The sequence below is a fragment of the Micromonospora sp. CPCC 206171 genome (genome assembly GCF_036906755.1).
In the GTDB taxonomy this organism is placed as follows: domain Bacteria; phylum Actinomycetota; class Actinomycetes; order Mycobacteriales; family Micromonosporaceae; genus Micromonospora; species Micromonospora purpureochromogenes.
The window spans coordinates 28,990-46,062 of record NZ_JBAKHT010000006.1 but is presented as its reverse complement, the minus strand read 5'-3'; the positions used below and the strand labels follow the sequence as shown (position 1 = coordinate 46,062).

At 71.9% G+C, this 17,073-nt stretch carries 12 protein-coding genes and 1 pseudogene; 6 read left to right on the top strand and 7 right to left on the bottom strand.

Annotated features, from left to right (window positions below; genetic code table 11):
* Positions 1-22: 22 nt before the first annotated feature.
* From V6U89_RS09865 to V6U89_RS09840, 6 genes are all read right to left on the bottom strand, one after another.
* Positions 23-2,887 carry a galactose-binding domain-containing protein gene (locus V6U89_RS09865; RefSeq protein WP_334570468.1) on the bottom strand — a complete coding sequence of 955 codons (2,865 nt, stop codon included), beginning with the start codon at positions 2,885-2,887 and terminating at the stop codon, positions 23-25.
* A gap of 182 nt (positions 2,888-3,069) precedes the next feature.
* Positions 3,070-4,683 carry a glycoside hydrolase family 13 protein gene (locus tag V6U89_RS09860; protein WP_334570467.1) on the bottom strand — a complete coding sequence of 538 codons (1,614 nt, stop codon included), beginning with the start codon at positions 4,681-4,683 and terminating at the stop codon, positions 3,070-3,072.
* 80 nt (positions 4,684-4,763) lie between these two features.
* Positions 4,764-5,651 carry a carbohydrate ABC transporter permease gene (locus V6U89_RS09855; protein WP_334570466.1) on the bottom strand — a complete coding sequence of 296 codons (888 nt, stop codon included), beginning with the start codon at positions 5,649-5,651 and terminating at the stop codon, positions 4,764-4,766.
* Positions 5,652-5,664: 13 nt separating this feature from the next.
* A complete protein-coding gene (locus V6U89_RS09850; protein ID WP_334570465.1) occupies positions 5,665-6,621 on the bottom strand; it encodes a carbohydrate ABC transporter permease in 957 nt (318 codons plus the stop codon).
* An 80-nt stretch (positions 6,622-6,701) separates the two neighbouring features.
* Positions 6,702-8,081, bottom strand: a complete 1,380-nt coding sequence (locus tag V6U89_RS09845; protein ID WP_334570463.1) for an ABC transporter substrate-binding protein — start codon at positions 8,079-8,081, stop codon at positions 6,702-6,704.
* Positions 8,082-8,632: 551 nt separating this feature from the next.
* Positions 8,633-9,634: a LacI family DNA-binding transcriptional regulator gene (locus V6U89_RS09840; RefSeq protein ID WP_179805468.1), complete on the bottom strand. Its 1,002-nt coding sequence runs from the start codon at positions 9,632-9,634 to the stop codon at positions 8,633-8,635.
* A 371-nt stretch (positions 9,635-10,005) separates the two neighbouring features.
* On the opposite strand from V6U89_RS09840, the gene V6U89_RS09835 reads away from it, so the two are divergent.
* Positions 10,006-11,958 (top strand): glycosyl hydrolase family 28-related protein, encoded by a 1,953-nt coding sequence (locus V6U89_RS09835; RefSeq protein ID WP_334570706.1) that lies wholly within the window; start codon positions 10,006-10,008, stop codon positions 11,956-11,958.
* Between the two features lie 159 nt (positions 11,959-12,117).
* Here V6U89_RS09835 and V6U89_RS09830 read toward each other — a convergent pair whose 3' ends face one another.
* Positions 12,118-12,591, bottom strand: coding sequence for an MOSC domain-containing protein (locus V6U89_RS09830; RefSeq protein ID WP_334570462.1), 474 nt, complete (start codon positions 12,589-12,591; stop codon positions 12,118-12,120).
* A gap of 106 nt (positions 12,592-12,697) precedes the next feature.
* On the opposite strand from V6U89_RS09830, the gene V6U89_RS09825 reads away from it, so the two are divergent.
* The 5 genes and pseudogenes from V6U89_RS09825 to V6U89_RS09805 all read left to right on the top strand — a co-directional run bounded on the left by V6U89_RS09825 (position 12,698) and on the right by V6U89_RS09805 (position 16,925).
* Entirely contained in the window at positions 12,698-14,545 is a 1,848-nt protein-coding gene (locus V6U89_RS09825; protein ID WP_334570461.1) for a glycoside hydrolase family 15 protein, read from the top strand.
* Between the two features lie 114 nt (positions 14,546-14,659).
* The gene (locus V6U89_RS09820; protein ID WP_334570460.1) at positions 14,660-15,388 is read left to right on the top strand and encodes an alpha/beta fold hydrolase; all 729 of its coding nucleotides are present in this window, start codon (positions 14,660-14,662) and stop codon (positions 15,386-15,388) included.
* A gap of 286 nt (positions 15,389-15,674) precedes the next feature.
* Positions 15,675-15,869 (top strand): annotated as a pseudogene (locus V6U89_RS09815) (carbohydrate-binding protein); the annotation flags it as partial.
* A gap of 21 nt (positions 15,870-15,890) precedes the next feature.
* Entirely contained in the window at positions 15,891-16,286 is a 396-nt protein-coding gene (locus V6U89_RS09810) for a ricin-type beta-trefoil lectin domain protein (RefSeq protein WP_334570705.1), read from the top strand.
* A 207-nt stretch (positions 16,287-16,493) separates the two neighbouring features.
* Positions 16,494-16,925, top strand: a complete 432-nt coding sequence (locus V6U89_RS09805; protein ID WP_334570459.1) for a hypothetical protein — start codon at positions 16,494-16,496, stop codon at positions 16,923-16,925.
* The last annotated feature ends 148 nt before the right edge of the window (positions 16,926-17,073 follow it).

Sequence of the window (17,073 nt, the reverse complement as noted above, 5' to 3'; positions counted from 1 at the left end):
GACCGGCCCGGAGACGGGGCCGTCAGGCGGCGTGGACCTCGAACTCGGAGACCTGGCCGGCGGGCCAGGCGGTGTTCCCGGTGAAGGTCAACCTCAGGTGCCGCTGGGTGGTGGCGGGGAGGGCGATGGTGACCGTGTTGCCGGTCGCCGGGTTGAAGGTGTACCCGGCCGAGGGCTTCAGCGTGCTGAACGTCCCGCCGTCGGTGGAGCCGAGGACCGCGAGGGTCTGGGTACGGGTCTGCCAGGCCGTCGCCGGTGGCAGCCTCAGCACCACCCGGGACACCGAGCGGGCGGCGCCCAGGTCGACGGTGAGCGACTGCGGGAAGGCGTTGTTGGCGCTCTCCCAGTAGGTGGCCGGGTTGCCGTCGACCGCGTTGCCGGCGCCGTACACGTCTGCGTGGCTGGTCTCGGTGACCGGCCGGCCCAGCGCCAGGTTCCCCGAGGGCGGCGGGGTGGTGGTGGGCGGCGGCGTGGTGGTCGGCGGCGGGGTCGTGCCGCCGCCGTACACCTCGAACTCGGCGACCTGGCCCGCCGGCCACCCGGTGTTGCCGGTGAAGCTCAGCCGCAGGTGGCGCCGGCTGCCGGCCGGCAGGGTGATCGACACGGTGTTGCCGGTGGCCGGGCTGAACGTGTACCCGGCCGACCCGACGACCGTCGCGTACGCCGCGCCGTCCGTCGAGCCGGCGATCGAGAGCGTCTGGGTGCGGGTCTCCCAGCCCGCGGGCAGCTTCAGCACGATCCGGTCGGTGTGGACCGCCGCGCCGAGGTCGACGGACAGCGTCTGCGGGAACGACCCGTTGGCGCTCTCCCAGTAGCTGCCGGCGTTGCCGTCCACGGCGTTGCCCGCCACGTAGTTCTGCGACACGCTCGACGCGGTCACCGGCCGGCCCTGCGCCAGGTTGCCGCCCGTCGGCGGCGGGGTGGTCGGGGGCGGGGTGGTGGGCGGCGGGGTGGTCGGGGTGCCGGTGGGCGGGCTGGTCGGGCCGTTGCCCCACTGCGGGGTCGGCCACGGTCCGCAGTACGGGGTGGCGGTGTACCAGCCGGAGTTGCCGGCGCCCTGGCTGATCTGGAAGCCGCTGCCGACGCAGTTGTGCATCGGGTTGCTCTGCGCGATGCCGGTGGCGCGCACGTCGGTGAACGACACCTGGCTCGGCGCCTGCACCTGGAGCGCGTACGTGCCGGCGCCGTCGATCCGGACGTTGGTGAAGCTGATCCCGCTGGTCTGGCCCTCGATCCAGTGCAGGGCGGCGTAGGAGCTGTCCAGGATGTCGGTGTCGGTGACCCGGATGGTGGCGCCCTGGATCGGCTCGTTCAGCGCGGAGAACCAGATCGCGCCGACGCCGAAGTTCCAGTTGTAGTCGGAGTTGCCGTTGCGGATCAACGTGTTCCGGGCGACGGTGATCGTCCCGGAAACCGCGGTCGCGCCATGCACGCCGGGATAGCGGTTGGCGATGTGGATGCCGCCGCCGTTGGTCACCGAGTCGGCGGTGACGTTGTCGGCGATGGTGATGTCCCGGCCGCCGTAGGTGACCAGGTGGTTGGCGAGCACGGTCACGCCGATGGTGTTGTGGGTGAAGGAGTTGCCGACGTTCGGCACGTTCTGCGCCCACATCGCCAGGGCGTCGTCGCCGGTGTTGCGGACGAAAGTGTTGGTCACCGTCGAGTTGGTGACGCCCCAGTGGAAGTTCACCCCGTCGGCGGTCTGATCGAGGATCCGGCTGTTGCGGATGGTGAAGTTGTCCATCGGGCCGTCCATCCAGGCGCCGACCTTGGTGTGCTGCATCCAGACGTTGTCGACCACCGAGTTGCTCATCGCGCCGCCGATGGCGTTGACCTGGTCCTCGTCGACGCGTTCGGCGATGTCGCCGATGATGGCGAAGTCGCGCAGGGTGACGTTGCGGCTGGGTCCGCCGGCCTCGTGCGGCCGGATCCCCCCGCTGTACCCGCCGCCGGGCACGTACTTGCCGTAGATGCCGGCGGCGCGTGTGCGGTCGGTGGGGTGCCGGCCGCCGAGCACCGAGTACCAGGGCCCGGCGCCGCGCAGGGTCACCCCGTCGACGACCACGTGGTCCCAGAGGGTGAAGGTGCCGGCGGGGATCCACACCGCCCGGCCCTGGGCCTTCCCGGCGTCCACGGCGGCCTGGAACTTCGCCGTCGAGTCCGTCGCGCCGCTCGGGTCGGCGCCGAAGTCGGTGACCACGTCCAGTACGCCGGCGGGCTTGGTGAGCTGCGCGCCGACCAGCTCGAAGTCGGCCAGGTCGAGGGTGAAGCTCGGGGACTGGGCGGTCGAGGAGACCTGCAACCGGATCCTGGTGCCGGCCGGGTAGGTGGTCGGAAACATGGTCCGGGTCTCGTCGTAGAAGTGGTGCGGGTTGGTGTCGCCGGGGTTGTTGTTGAACGGGTATCCGCCGTAGAACCAGCCGTACCGGGAGGTGACCGGCACCGCCTTCACCAGGCTGCCGTTCGCCCGCAGGTCGAGGCTGGCGTCCCGGCCGGTGCCGGCGGCGTTGTCCGGGAGGCTGTAGCGGAAGGTCACCGCGTTGGCCGGGGCGGTCAGGGTGAACTCGACGTACTCCCCGACGGCGTCGAGGGTGACCGCCTCCCGGCCGGACGCCTCGGACGGCAACTGACCGTAGTAGCGGGTCGGGCCGATCTTCGTACCGTTGTGGGTGGCCCGCTCGGCCTCGTGCTCGACGAACGGCACGGTGGCGCCGCGGCCGGCGATGTCGAACGGGGACAGCCCGGCGGCGTGCGCCGGGGTGGCGGTGGAAACCGCGACGGCGCTGACGCACGCCGCCACGAGCGTGGTGCCGACGATCGCGGCCAGCAGGGAGCGGGCGGATCGTCCCGGGGGTGGAGCGGGGGTGCCGATGGTGTGGTGGGCCATGAGCGGTGCTCTCCGTTTCGTCGGGCGGGCCGGGTCCCCCGTGGTGCGGGCGTTGGGCTCTGCGGTACCTCCGTTCGGTCGCGCCGGCGAGGGGGGCCGGCGACGTGGCGGCGGGTCGGGACGGACCGGCCGGTGGGGGTGGCGCCGGCCGGTCGGGACGGACCGGCCGGCGCCGGGACAGCTCAGGCGGCCGGCGCGGCGCCGGGGGCGGCCGGCCGTTCCGGGGTACGCAGCCAGACGGCGGTGTCCGGCGGCAGCAGGTCGTCGTCCAGCGGCGCGCTGGCGAGCAGTCGCGCCTCGTGCGGGGGCAGCGGCACCGGGGTCGCGCCGAGGTTCACCAGGCAGGCGAAGGCGGGACCGCGGGCGAAGGCGAGCACCCCGTCGGGGGCCGGCAGCCAGCGCAGCGTCCCGTCACCGAGGTCCGCCTCGGTACGCCGCACGCCGATCGCCGCCCGGTACAGCTCCAGCATCGAGTGCGGGTCGTCGGTCTGCGCCCGGACGGTCCGGTCCTTCCACTCCGCCGGCTGGGGCAGCCAGGGCGTCCGGGTCGCGCCGTCCGGGCTGAACCCGAACGGCGGTGCGTCGCCGGCCCAGGGCAGCGGGACCCGGCAGCCGTCCCGGCCGTGACCCGAGCGCTCCCACATCGGGTCCTGGCGCAGCGCGGGCGGGATGTCCTCGACCTCCCACAGGCCCAGCTCCTCGCCCTGGTAGACGTAGACCGCGCCGGGCAGGGCGAGGGTGAGCAGCGCCGCCGCCCGGGCCCGCAGGGTGCCCAGCTCCAGGTCGGTGGGGACGCCTTCGCGCTTGCCGGCGAAGCTGAACGTGGTGTCGGCCCGGCCGTAGCGGGTGACGTGGCGGGTCACGTCGTGGTTGGAGAGCACCCAGGTGGCGGGCGCGCCGACCGGGGCGTGCGCGGCGAGCGTCTCGTCGACGCAGCGACGCAGCGCCGTCGCGTCCCAGGCGCAGCCGAGGAAGTCGAAGTTGAACGCCGAGTGCAGTTCGTCCGGGCGCAGGTAGTGGGCGAACCGGTCCCGGTCCGGCAGCCACACCTCGCCGATCAGCGCCCGCTCCCCCGGGTACGAGTCGGCGATCCGTCGCCAGGCGCGGTAGATCTCGTGCACCCCGTCGAGGTCGTGGAACGGGTGCGGCCGGTCCGCCAGGGCCTCGGGCAGCGTCCCGTCCTTGACCAGCAGCCCCGCCGAGTCGATCCGGATGCCGTCCACCCCGCGGTCGAACCAGAACCGCAGGATGTCCTCGAACTCCGCCCGTACCCGGGGGTGGTCCCAGTTGAAGTCCGGCTGCTCGGCGGTGAACAGGTGCAGGTACCAGTCGCCGGGGGTGCCGTCCGGGTCGACGGTCCGGGTCCAGGTCTCGCCGCCGAACTCGCCGACCCAGTCGGTGGGCCGCTGGTCGCCGTTCGGGCCCCGGCCGGGGCGGAACCAGAACAGCTCCCGCTCCGGCGCGTCCGGCCCGCCGGCGAGCGCCGCCTGGAACCAGGGGTGCGCGTCGGAGCAGTGGTTCGGCACCACGTCGACGATGATCCGGATGCCGAGCGCGTGTGCCTCCGCGATCAGCGCCTCCGCTTCGGTCAGGGTGCCGAAGACCGGATCGATGTCGCGGTGGTCGGCCACGTCGTAGCCGGCGTCGGCCATCGGGGAGGGGTACCAGGGGCTGAACCAGATCGCGTCGACGCCGAGCGCGGACAGGTGGCTCAGCCGGGACCGGATGCCGGCGAGGTCGCCGATGCCGTCGCCGTTACCGTCGGCGAAGCTACGCGGATACACCTGGTAGATCACGGCTCCTCGCCACCACGGACCCTGGTCTGCTGTGGACACGAGCACCTGCTTTCTGCGTCGGTACGTCGGCGGGTCGAGGGTCAGCCCTTGAGGCTGCCGGTGGTCAGTCCGGACATGATGTTTCGCTGGAAGATCAGGAAGACGACGACGGTCGGGATCGCGGCGATGACCGACGCGGCGATCACCACGTTCATCGGCGTACCACCCGAGAAGGCGTAGATGCCGACGCTGACCGTCCGGGTCTCGGGCGACGGCATCACCAGCTTCGGCCAGAGGAAGTCCTTCCAGACCGCCGTCACGGCGAAGATCGAGACCACACCGAGGATGGGGCGCGACATCGGCAGGATGATCGACCAGAGCGTGCGCAGCGGCGTCGCCCCGTCCACCAGGGCCGCCGCCATCAACTCCTCCGGGATCGAGTCGAAGAACCGCTTCAGCAGGAAGATGTTGAACGCGTTCGCGACCGCGGGCAGCCAGATCGCGAACGGCGAGTCGAGCAGGTTGAGGTGCAGGATCGGCAGGTCGATCACGGTCACGTACTGCGGGACGATGAGGACCATCGCCGGGATCATCAGCGTCGCCAGCATCAGGCCGAGGATCAGGTTGCCGAACACCGGTCGAAGCTTCGACAGGGCGTACGCCGCGGCGGTGTCGAGGACGAGCTGGAACAGCAGCGCGCCGGCCGCGTAGTAGAACGTGTTGAACAGCAGTTTGGCGAGGTCCAGGTTGTTCCACGCGTCGACGTAGTTCTGCGCCTGCGGATCCTCCGGGAACAGCGACGGCGGGGTCTGCGCGATCTCCTGGCCGGATTTCAGCGCGCCGGTGACCATCCAGTAGAGCGGCCCGAGGAAGACCAGCGTGAAGCCCACCACGACGACGGCGAGCAGCGTCCAGTAGACGACCTTGCCGCGCCCCCGCCGGAGCTGGGCCGGAGAGATGAGGGTCCGGGTCCCGGAGTCCTGTGCCATTGCTCGCCCCGTCCTAGTCCTGTTTCGCGCTCAGCCGCAGGTAGGCGGCGGAGAAGCCGGCCAGCACCACGAGCATGATCACGCCGAGCGCCGCGGCGCCGTTGAGGTCGTTCTGGAAGAACCCGTGCTGGTAGATGAGGTACGCCACCGAGGTCGCGGAGTCCTCCGCGCCCGCACCGTTGGCGAGGATCAGTGGTTCGATGAAGAGCTGCATGGTGGCGACGATCTGGAGCATCGCCAGGAGCGCGAGGATCAGCCGGGTCTGCGGGATCGTCACGTGGACGATCCGTCGCCAGATCCCGGCGCCGTCGAGCTCGGCGGCTTCGTAGAGTTCACCGGGGATGTTCTGCAACGCCGCCAGGTAGATCAGCACCGCGCCGCCCATGTTCATCCAGGTCGACGCGAGCACCATCGCCGGCATCGTCATCTCGGGTGACTGCATCCACTGCGACGTCGGCAGGTGCAGCGCCGCGAGGATCGCGTTGAAGAGTCCCGCCTCGCTGGGGTCGTACGCGTAGAACTTGAAGAGGAACAGGGCCGAGGCCGGCGGCAGCATCACCGGCAGGTAGACCAGGATCCGCAGGTACCCCTTGGCGTGGCGGAACTCGTTGAGCAGGATCGCCACGAAGAACGGCACCGCGTACCCGAGGACGAGCGCGAGCACCGTGAAGTAGAGGGTGTTCTTCCAGGCCGTCCAGAAGCTGGGGTCGTCGATGAGGCGCAGGTAGTTGTCCCAGCCCACCCAGGTGGTCTCCCCCCGCCGGGTGCGCTGGAAGCTCATGACGATGCCGCGGATCATCGGGTACCAGGAGAAGACGGCGAAGCAGAGCACCGCGCCGATCAGGAAGGCGTGCCCGGTGAGGTTGTCCCGTACCTTGCGGCCGAGGCTCGTACGCTGCGGTCCGGCCGGGTACGGCGACGCGGGGCGACCCGCTCCCCTCGTGGTCCCCGGGACGGTGGTGATCACCAAGGCAACTCCTGCGTGAGTCAGCGGCCGACGTGCGGCGCGGAGGGTGTGGGGGCCGGCGGGCCGGCCCCCACCCGATCGGATCAGCTCTCGGCGGCGAGCAGCTTGTTGACCTTGTCCTCGGCCGTCTTCAGGAGTGCGTCGAGGTTCGCGTTCGGGTTCGTCAGCACCCCGGACATCACGGCGTCGAGCACCGCGTAGATCGCCTGCGCGTTGCGGGGCTCACCCTTGATCGGCACCGGGTTCGCCTCGAAGATCGCGAAGTTCGCGGTGTCGACGTTCGCGTTCGCCTTGCGCAGCTCCAGCTCCTGCTTCTGCGCCTCACTGCCGTTGGCGAACAGCAGCGGCTGGGGCAGGCCCACCGGGTAGTTCTGCGGCTTCGCCCGGACGTAGTCGAACTGGCCCTTGCCCGGCGTCAGCTTCTGGTACGCGATCCACTTCAGACCGGCCTTGACCTGCTCCGGGGAGAGGCCCTTCTTGAAGAAGTAACCCTCGCCACCGCCGAGCGTCGCCTTCGCCTTGCCGTCCTGGCCGGGCAGCGGGCCCATCGCCCAGTCCTGGAACTTGCCCTGGAACTGGCTGACGATCGCCTGGGTGGCGTCCGGCGCGCCGATGAACATGCCGACCTTGCCGGCGCCGGCGTTGGTCAGCAGGTCGCCCCACTGGAGCAGTTGGCGGGCACCCATGCTGTTGTCGCCGTACCGCATGTCCTTGAGGTTCTGCAGAACCTGCTTGCCCATCGCGTTGTTGAAGTCGGCCTTCTTGCCGTCCGGGGTCAGCACCTGGCCGCCCTGGGAGTAGAGCAGGGAGGTGAAGTGCCAGCCGCCGGTGTTGCCGGCGCTGTACTCCGCGTACCCGGCGATGCCGTTGCCCAGCGCGGAGATCTTCTTGGCGGCGTCGCGGACCTCGCCCCAGGTCTTGGGCGGGTTGTTGACGTCGAGCCCCGCCCGCTGGAACAGCACCTTGTTGTAGACCAGGCCCATCGAGTAGTTCTTCACCGGGACGGCGTAGAGCTTGCCGCCGTCGGTGAAGACCTCCTTCAGCGCCGGGTCGACGCTGTCCCAGGTCGGGACGGTGTCCTTGGTGGCGTACTGGCTGATGTCCATCGCCTGACCGGAGTCGAGCACCTGCTGGAGATCGGTCATGTACCCGTAGAACACGTCGGTCACGGTGCCCCCGGCGAGGCGGGCGGTGAAGTCCGGCGGGTTGTTGCACTGCTCGCCGACGCTGACGCTCTTGATGACGATGTTCGGGTTCTGCCGCTGGAACTCGACGACATCGTCGTTCCAGTTCTTCAGCAGCTCTTTCTGGGAGCCGACCGGCTGGCAGTCGACGGTGATGGTGACCTTGCCACCGGCATCGCTCGTCGTGTCGTCGCTCTTGGTGGAGCACGCCGTGAGGCTGAGCCCCAGGCCGGCCACGAGCGCCAACGCCGCAGCCTTCCGGTACTGCGGTACGGACATCTGTCCATCCCTTCGGGAACGGGTGTCTTCAGGACGTCGCCGACCTGCGGTGAACGCACCGCGGCACCGCCCTGCCAGTGATCTGCGTCGATCGGATGACCTGACCCCCGGTAGCTGCGTCGGGGCCAGCTGTGAGTGGAGTCACTGTAGCGAGGCCGACTCATTTCAGCAAGGTTCCGATCGCGATCTGAAAAGACACGACGTAGACATGGCAGATGTCGACAGAGCTTCGGGTCGTATCCGAATTGCGGGACCTTCGCAGCTTTTGGCGCTCGTGCTCGTCCGTCGCCTGAGATGGGTGCCGACCGCAAGCAGCGGTCGACGGCCGGGGTGTCGTTCGGCGGTCAGGGAGGCGGTTCGTGGCCGGATCGCCGGTCGATGGCCGCCGGGACGGTCAGCGGCGGAAAGGGTGGCCGCCGGACGACCCAGGCGCCCCGCCCGCGTCGTCCGGCGTTTTCAGAGAAAGCGTGGCTGTCCGGCGCGGAACAGCCACCCTTTCCGGGAAAGTGCGCCCACCGCGCTGGGGGTGGTGGGGGCGACTCCGGCGGGGGTCAGCGGCCGGGGGCGGGCGCGGTGGAGCCGCGTACCACCAGTTCGGGCTCGAACAGCAGCTCGTCGTGCAGCACGCCGGCCCCCTCGATCTGGGTGACCAGCAGGTCCACCGCGGCCTGCCCCATCGTCTCGATCGGCTGCCGCACGGTGGTCAGCGGCGGGTCGGTGCAGGTCATGAACGCGGAGTCGTCGAAGCCCACCACCGACACGTCGGTCGGCACCGCCCGACCCAGCCGCCGGGCGGCCCGGATGGTGCCCAGGGCCAGCACGTCGCTGGCGCAGATGATGCCGGTCACGCCCCGCTCGACCAGCTTGGTCGCGGCGACCCGGGCGCCCTCCATCGAGAAGCTGGAGCGCTCGACGCACTCCCGGTCGTCGGCCCAGTTCGCGGCCTGGACCATCGCGTCCAGCTTGCGCCGGGACGGCACGTGCCCCTCCGGGCCGAGCACCAGGCCGATCCGCTCGTGCCCGAGCGAGCGCAGGTGCCCGTACGCCTGCTCGACCGCGACCGCGTCGTCGGTGGAGACCCGGGGGAAGTCCAGCGCGTCGACCCCGGCGTTGACCAGCACCACCGGCAGCCCCCGGTCGGTGAGCCGCCGGTAGTGCTCGTGCGACGCGTCGGCCAGCGCGTACGACCCACCGGCGAAGATGACGCCGGAGACCTGGTGGTCGAGCAGCATCTCGACGTAGTCCGCCTCGGACACGCCGCCGATCGTCCGGGCGCAGAGCGCGGGGGTGTAGCCCCGCTGGGCGAGCGACCCGGTCACCACCTCGGCCAGCGCCGGGAAGATCGGGTTCTGCAACTCCGGGAGCACCAGCCCGACCAGGCGGGCCCGCTCCCCCCGCAGCTTGGTCGGCCGCTCGTAGCCCAGCACGTCCAGCGCGGTGAGCACGGCGGTACGGGTCGACTCGGAGACGCCGCCACGACCGTTGAGCACCCGGCTGACGGTGGCCTCGCTGACGCCGGCCTTCCTCGCCACCTCGGTCAGTCGCTTCGTCACGCCGCGATGATACGGCACCGACTCTGCAAGAAATGAACCGCTCACTGACGTGTCACGTCAGCGGTCGGCGACAGGGACCCAACTGCCCGGCCGCGTCCCACCGGCCCGGCCTGCCGCCGACGGCCAGACCGGGTCCGCAATTACTGCACAAACACCTGCTTGAATATTGACAGGTTGTAGAAATAACATCGCCGCAACCAACTCGCCTCGCTTCTGACATCCACCGCGGCACGACGGGGACTGCCCGCGGCGTCGATGACGGTCGTCGGGTCCTCGGGAGAACGGATCACGCGATGTCTCGAATCAGCACAGGACGGCCGGGCGGACCGGCGCGCCGGCGAACCGTCGGGGCGGCGGCCGTGGCGGCGGTCATGGCGGCCACGGTGACCGGTGGGGCCGGGGCGGCCCGGGCCGAGGCCGCCCCGCCCCCTGTGGTCACCCGGGCCGCTCTCGACCCGTCGCTCGTCGCGGGCCGGGGCGCCGACGTCGCGTTCCTGGAGCAGGAGGCGGAGAACGCCACCACGAACGGCACGCTGATCGGCCCGGGACGCACGGCGTACACCCTGGCGTCGGAAGCCTCCGGTCGCCGGGCTGTGCGCCTGGCGCCCGGCCAGTTCGTCGAGTTCACGCTGCCGGCCGCGACCAACGCCATCACCGTGCGCTACAGCATCCCGGACGCGCCCGCCGGCGGCGGCATCACCGCGCCGCTGGACGTCTCGGTCGGCCGCCGGCCCGCCCGGACCATGACGCTCACCTCGCAGTACGCCTGGCTGTACAACCAGTACCCGTTCTCCAACGACCCCACCGCCGGCCTGTTGCACCCGGACTGGTGGATCACCGAATGCTCCTGCGTCCCCGCGGCCACCACGCCCGCCCCGACGATCACCAGGCCGTTCCGCCCGCACCACTTCTACGACGAGCAGCGCATGCTGCTCGGCCGGACGTACCCGGCGGGGAGCGTGCTGCGGCTCGCGGTCCCGGCGGGCACTGTCGCGCCGTGGACGGTCATCGACCTGCTCGACTCGGAGCTGGTCGGCCCGCCGCGCGTCGTGCCGGTGGCGGCGAACGTGCTGGCGTTCGGCGCGGACCCGACCGGCCGCCGCGACTCGGCCGGCGCCTTCGACCGGGCGATCGCCTTCGCCCGGCGTACCAAGCTGAAGGTCTACCTGCCGCCGGGGACCTACCAGGTGAACCGCCACATCGTCGTCGACGACGTCACCATCGAGGGCGCCGGCAACTGGTACACCATCGTCAAGGGACGCGAGGTCGCGCTCGACACCCCGGCGCCGGACGGCTCGGTGCACACCGGGGTCGGCTTCTACGGCCGGCCCGCGTCGGCGGGCGGCAGCCGCAACGTCCACCTGTCCGGCTTCGCGATCGAGGGCGACGTCCGCGAGCGCATCGACACCGACCAGGTCAACGGCGTCGGTGGCGCGTTGAGCCACTCCAGCGTCGACGGCCTCTACCTGCACCACACCAAGGTGGGACTCTGGTTCGACGGGCCGATGACCGACCTGCGGGTCACGAACAACGTCATCGTCGACCAGATCGCCGACGGCCTGAACTTCCACACCGGGGTCACCGACTCCGTGGTGCGCAACAACTTCGTCCGCAACAGCGGCGACGACGGCCTCGCCATGTGGTCGGAGAAGACCGGCAACGCGGGCAACATCATCCACCGCAACACCGTGCAGTCGCCGGTCCTGGCCAACGGCATCGCCGTGTACGGCGGCACGGACAACACCCTCTCGCGCAACCTGGTCGCCGACCCGGTGCGCGAGGGCAGCGCCATCCAGGTCGGCTCCCGGTTCGGCGCCGAGCCGTTCGCCGGGCACCTGTGGATCACGGAGAACACCACCGCCCGGGCCGGCACCTACGAGCTGAACTGGAACATCGGCCTCGGCGCCATCTGGTTCTACGCCCTGGACCGCAGCATCGACGCCGACATCCAGGTGGTCGGCGACCACTACCTGGACAACACCTACAACGCGATCATGCTGGTCAGCGACTGGCCGGTGAAGGACCGGTACTCGATCACGAACGTGCACGTCCGCGACGTCCGGGTCGACGGCGCGGGGACGTCCGTGGTGAGCGCTCGCACGGCGGGCTCGGCCTCGTTCGCGAACGTCGACGCGCGCAACGTGGGGGCGGTCGGCGTCAACAACTGCGGCTCCTTCCACTTCACCCCCGCCGGATCCGAGTTCAGCCTGACCGACCTCGGCGGCAACGACGGCGGGTGGCTGGCCCCGTGGCTGCTGCCCAACACGATCACCTGCGACGACCGGCCGCCGGTCGTGGCGCCGCCACCGCCGTCCACCTGGTGACCGCCGGCCCGGCCACCTGCTCCCACCCCCGGCTGACCCCGTCGAACGGCGCCGGTCGGAATCCCCCCGGATTCCGGCCGGCGCCACGTCCTGCAGCCGGCCACCCCGGAGCGCACGGACCTGCCCCGGAAGCAGTGGCGGGAACTCGCCGCGCTGTCGCTAGCTCTCGACCGCGACGTCCACCGGGCCGACGCGCAGGGTGCCGTCGTTCAGCGGCGTGCAGCGCACGCCGCCCCGGCGCCGCAGCGCCCGCCATCCGCCGGGGCCGATCGTGACGTCCATCCAGGCGCACGGGTTGGCCGGCCGGTTGACCCGCAGCCGGACCGGGCCGTCCCCCGAGTCCAGGACGAGCACCGATCCGACCAGCTCGTCCACCGCGATACCGGTGGTCAGGATGTTGCGCCGGACCTGCACCAGGTCGACGCGCGGCGGCAGCGACTCCTGCGCGATCACGGTCACGCTCGCCGCGCGGTGCGCCGGCCGGCCGAAGTACCGGTCGCCGACGATGCCCAGCTCGGCCCGGAGCCGGACCTCCGTCACCAGCTCGCCGGGCGGGGCGGGCAGCGGGCCGTCGGCGGGCCGCCCCACGTAGCGGTGTACCGGCGAGGCCAGCAACTGGACGATGCGCGGCACAGCGGGATTCTACGGAGCCGACGGCGCCCACCGGGCGGACTCGGGCGAGCCGGGAACGACGATGACGACCGGGACTGCCTGCCTGCCGGTCGGGTAATGCGGCCGGGTGAGCGTCACAGGGATCGCCGACCACGGGCTGCTCGCCGACGGCCAGAGTGCCGCGCTGGTGGACCGGGACGGCTCGGTGAACTGGTGGTGCCCCGGGCGCTTCGACGGCCCGGCGGTCTTCGGGCGCCTGCTCGACCACGACGCGGGGCACTGGTCGCTCCGCCCCGAGGGCGACTTCACCAGCGAACGGGCGTACGTGACCGATTCGCTGGTGCTGCGTACCGTCTTCACCACGGCGACCGGCGCGGTGGCGGTGACCGACGGGTTGGCCCTGGAGCCGGGCGCGCGCGGCCACCGGGTCGGCCGGCGCTCGCCGCGGGTACTGGCCCGGGTGGTGCAGGGGCTCGCCGGCCTGGTGCGGGTCCGCTCGCACTTCCGGCCCCGGTTCGAGTACGGCCGGGTGGTCCCGCGCCTGGACCGGCAGGGCGACGAGGTCGTGGCCACCGCCGGCGCGACCCGTCTGGTCCTGCGCGCCGACACACCGCAGTCCGTCGGCACCGGCGAGGCGTCGGCCACGTTCACCGTCCGGGCGGGCGAACGCCGGGGCTTCACCGTCGGCTACGGGCCCGCCTACGCCGCAGACCCACCGGTCCGACTCGACGCCGCGCAGGCGGTCGACGACGCGGTCGCCGGCTGGCGGTCCTGGATCCATCTGCACGACTACCAGGGCCTGTACCGGGACGAGGTGCGCCGCAGCGCGCTGGTCCTGGCGGGCATGACGTACCAGCCCAGCGGGGCGGTGGTGGCCGCCGCGACGATGGGGCTGCCCGAGGAGGTGGGCGGCGAGCGCAACTACGACTACCGCTACGTCTGGGTGCGCGACTTCAGCTTCACCCTGGAGGCGCTGTGGCGCTCGGCCTGCGCCGACGAGGTCGGCCGGCAGTTCCGGTGGCTGGCCCGGTCGATGGGCGTGGTGCAGAACGGCGTGGTGCCGATCATGTACGGCGTCGAGGGGGAACGGGATCTGACCGAGCACCGCTTGGAGCACCTCGGCGGATTCGCCGACAGCCGGCCGGTGCTGCTCGGCAACGACGCCTGGCGGCAGCGGCAGACCGACGTGGTCGGCGAGGCGCTCTGCGCGGCCTGGCTGATGCGGGAACACCTGGATCCGATGGAGCCGGAGACCCGCCAACTGCTGCGTGGGATGACCGAGCGGGCCGCCCGGGACTGGCGGCTGCCGGACGCCGGGATGTGGGAGGAGCGGGACGTCGAGCGGCACCACCTGTCGTCGAAGGTGCAGTGCTGGACGGCGTTGGATCGGGCGGTCCGCTTCGGCGACCGGCTCGGCACGCCGGCGGAGACGGCCCGCTGGGCGGCGGCGCGGGACGCGGTGCGGCACGCCGTGCTGACCGAGGGCTTCGACGACCGGGCCGGCGTGTTCACCGGCACCGTGGGCGGCGCCGATCTGGACGCGTCGGCCCTGCTCATGCCGCTGGTCGGCTTCCTGCCCGCCGACGATCCGCGGATACGCTCGACCATCCGGGCGATCGAGGAGCGGCTGGCCCACGACGGGCTGCTGCGCCGCTGGGAGGGCGACCCCGCCGGCTTCGTCATCTGCTCGTTCTGGCTGGTGGCGTGCCTGGCCCTGGCGGGCGAGCGGGACCGTGCCGGGCGGCTGTTCGAGAGCCTGGCCGCGCGGAGCAGCGACCTGGGCCTCTTCGCCGAGCAGATCGACCCGGGCACCGGGGAGGCGCGGGGCAACTTCCCCCAGGCCTTCTCGCACATCGGCCTCATCAACGCCGCCGGGGCTCTCGCCGACGTCGACGCCGGCCGCGACGTCCTGCCGCCCGCGCCGCCCCGGCTCATCCCGGCCGGCGAGTTGCGGAGCGCCGGTTCGCGCGGGTGAGTCGGCGGCGCGGAAACGCCGATCTCCCCGCACCACTCTGACTACCCTCGGTAGTTGACCGGTGCCGGCGTGGATCCGCGCCCGCGCCGCAGGACTGCGATGAGGGGAACCGCCATGGCCACCGCACCGAACGACACGCCGACCGTCGTCCTGGTCCACGGCGCCTTCGCCGACAGCTCGGGATGGAACGGCGTGGTCGAGCGCCTCCAGGCCGCGGGCGTGACGGTGAAGGCGGTGCCGAACCCGCTGCGCGGGGTCAGCGAGGACGCCGCGTACGTCGCGAGCGCGCTGAAGCAGACCGAGGGCCCGGTGCTGGCCGTGGGCCACTCGTACGGCGGGGCGGTCATCACCAACGCCGCGGCCCGGGTCGACAACGTGGTCGGCCTGGTCTACGTCGCGGCCTTCGCCCCCGACGAGGGTGAGACCCTGTTGTCGATCGAGAGCGACTCCAAGGACAGCGTGCTCACCTCCGCCCTGATGGAGGTGAAGTATCCGACCGCCCAGGGCACGGAGACGGAGTTCCTCATCGACCCGGCGAAGTTCCACGACGCGTTCGCCGCCGACGTGTCGAAGAAGGACGCCGCCGTCATGGCGGCCACCCAGCGCCCCGTCTCGGCGCTGGCCTTCGGCGAACCCACCGGGACGCCGGCCTGGCGCAACCTGCCGTCCTGGGCCGCGGTCGCCACCGGCGACAAGGCCGCCGGCACCGACGTCCTGCGGTCGATGGCGCAGCGGGCCGGGGCGACCATCACCGAGGTTGAGGGCTCCCACGTGATCATGGTCAGCCAACCCCAGGCCGTCACTGACGTGATCATGCAGGCGCTCGACAGCGTCAAGCGCTGACCACTTCCCGCCGGCCGAGCATTTTTGTACCGATCGGTCGCGGCGGCAGCTACACCGACCGGGGCGCGAGCGGTTCCGTGCCGCTGACCGGGGAACGGGAGATCAGCCTCTACCCCAAGCAGTGGCAGGCCGAGCACCACGTCACGCTCAACGGCCCCAGGGTGATCGACCAGGCTGCGGCCCGGGGTGGCAAGCGACTCGGTGACATCCAGAACGGGGAGAACGTCCGACACCACGCGGTGAGCCTGAAGGGCATCACCGGGGTCAGGGCCCGGTCTCCTCCGGCGGCGCCGGGGGCACGGTCTCCTTCCGGTACGACTCCCCCACCGGCCCCGAGGTCGCCCGGATCGCGGTGCCCAACACCGGCGGCTGGGACACCTACACCGAACTCGGCACCACCGTGACCAAGCCGGACGACGGCACCCACGACCTGTACCTGGTGTTCACCGGCGGCAGCGGGGCGCTGCTCGACGTCGACAGCTACACCTTCACCGGCCCGGGCGTGGGCACCGGCGGCGCCCGGACCGGTGAGATCAAGGGGCTGGGCAAGTGCGGCGACATCAGCTCCAGCCAGACCGCCGACGGCACCAGGGTGCAGCTGTGGACGTGCAACGGCACCGGCGCCCAGCGGTGGACGCTGCCCGGCGACGGCACCGTCCGCGGGCTGGGCAGGTGCCTCGACGTCAAGAGCAGCGGCACCACGAACGGCACCCCGGTCCAGCTCTGGACCTGCAACGGCACCGGCGCTCAGCGGTGGGCGCCGCAACCCGACGGCAGCCTGAAGAACCCGCAGTCGGGCCGCTGCCTCGACATCCCGGCCTCCAGCACCACCGACGGCACGCAGTTGCAGATCCACGACTGCAACGGCACCGGCGCCCAGCGCTGGACCCTGCCCTGACCGACCGGCACCGGGCCGGGGTGACCCGTCACCCCGGCCCACCGCCGGGGCTCGACCGCACCGGCGCTCCCCCGCGCCCGGTCCGCGCGCCGGACGGTGGCGGGAACCGGGCGGGTCCGTCGGTGTCCGTGCTCATCGGCTGCTGCCATCCGGGCGTCGTGGTGCGACGATGACATCGACGGCATTCTGGCCGAGCGGAGGACTGTCGTGGCAGACGGAAGAGATCCGGCGGTGAACCGGTCGCGTCGGTTGGGCCGGAGCGCCCTCCCGCACCTCCTGGCGATGGTGATCTTCGGGCTGCTGGCCTGGTCCGGGGGCAGCATGCTGCGCCAGGGGGTGGACGGGCTCGCCGTGCCCTCGTTGATGATCGGGGCCGCCGGCGCCGTCGGCGCCCTGCTGCTGGTGGCGGAGCGCCCGTCCCGGCAGACCGACCGGAGCGGACCCGACCCCCACCAGCTCGTCCGGGTGGCGATGGTGCTGGTGGCCGTCACCGCCCTGGTGACCGGCACTGCCCTCGCGCCGGACGGGATGGACCGGGGCTTCGTCATCTCCGTGGACGTGGTCCTCGCCGGCGCGCTCGCCTCGTACGCCCTGCTGGCCGGCGAGCAGCGCCGTCCGGCGGCTCGGCTGCCCGGCTGAACCCGCCGCCCGGGCGCAGCCGCTACCCCCTCCGGTCCCGCCGGTCCCGCCGCCGGGCAACCGCCACCGTCCGCCGACCGGCACGTACCGGGCGGAAACCGGACCAACCAGCCGACCGGCCGCGTAGCGTGGGCGACACGAGCGGCAG

Excerpts from the sequence above, each read along its gene's own strand:
- V6U89_RS09865 (WP_334570468.1), bottom strand. The coding sequence starts at position 2,887 with ATGGCCCACCACACCATCGGCACCCCCGCTCCACCCCCGGGACGATCC.
- V6U89_RS09855 (WP_334570466.1), bottom strand. The coding sequence starts at position 5,651 with ATGGCACAGGACTCCGGGACCCGGACCCTCATCTCTCCGGCCCAGCTC.
- V6U89_RS09845 (WP_334570463.1), bottom strand. The coding sequence starts at position 8,081 with ATGTCCGTACCGCAGTACCGGAAGGCTGCGGCGTTGGCGCTCGTGGCC.
- V6U89_RS09835 (WP_334570706.1), top strand. The coding sequence starts at position 10,006 with ATGGCGGCCACGGTGACCGGTGGGGCCGGGGCGGCCCGGGCCGAGGCC.
- V6U89_RS09820 (WP_334570460.1), top strand. The coding sequence starts at position 14,660 with ATGGCCACCGCACCGAACGACACGCCGACCGTCGTCCTGGTCCACGGC.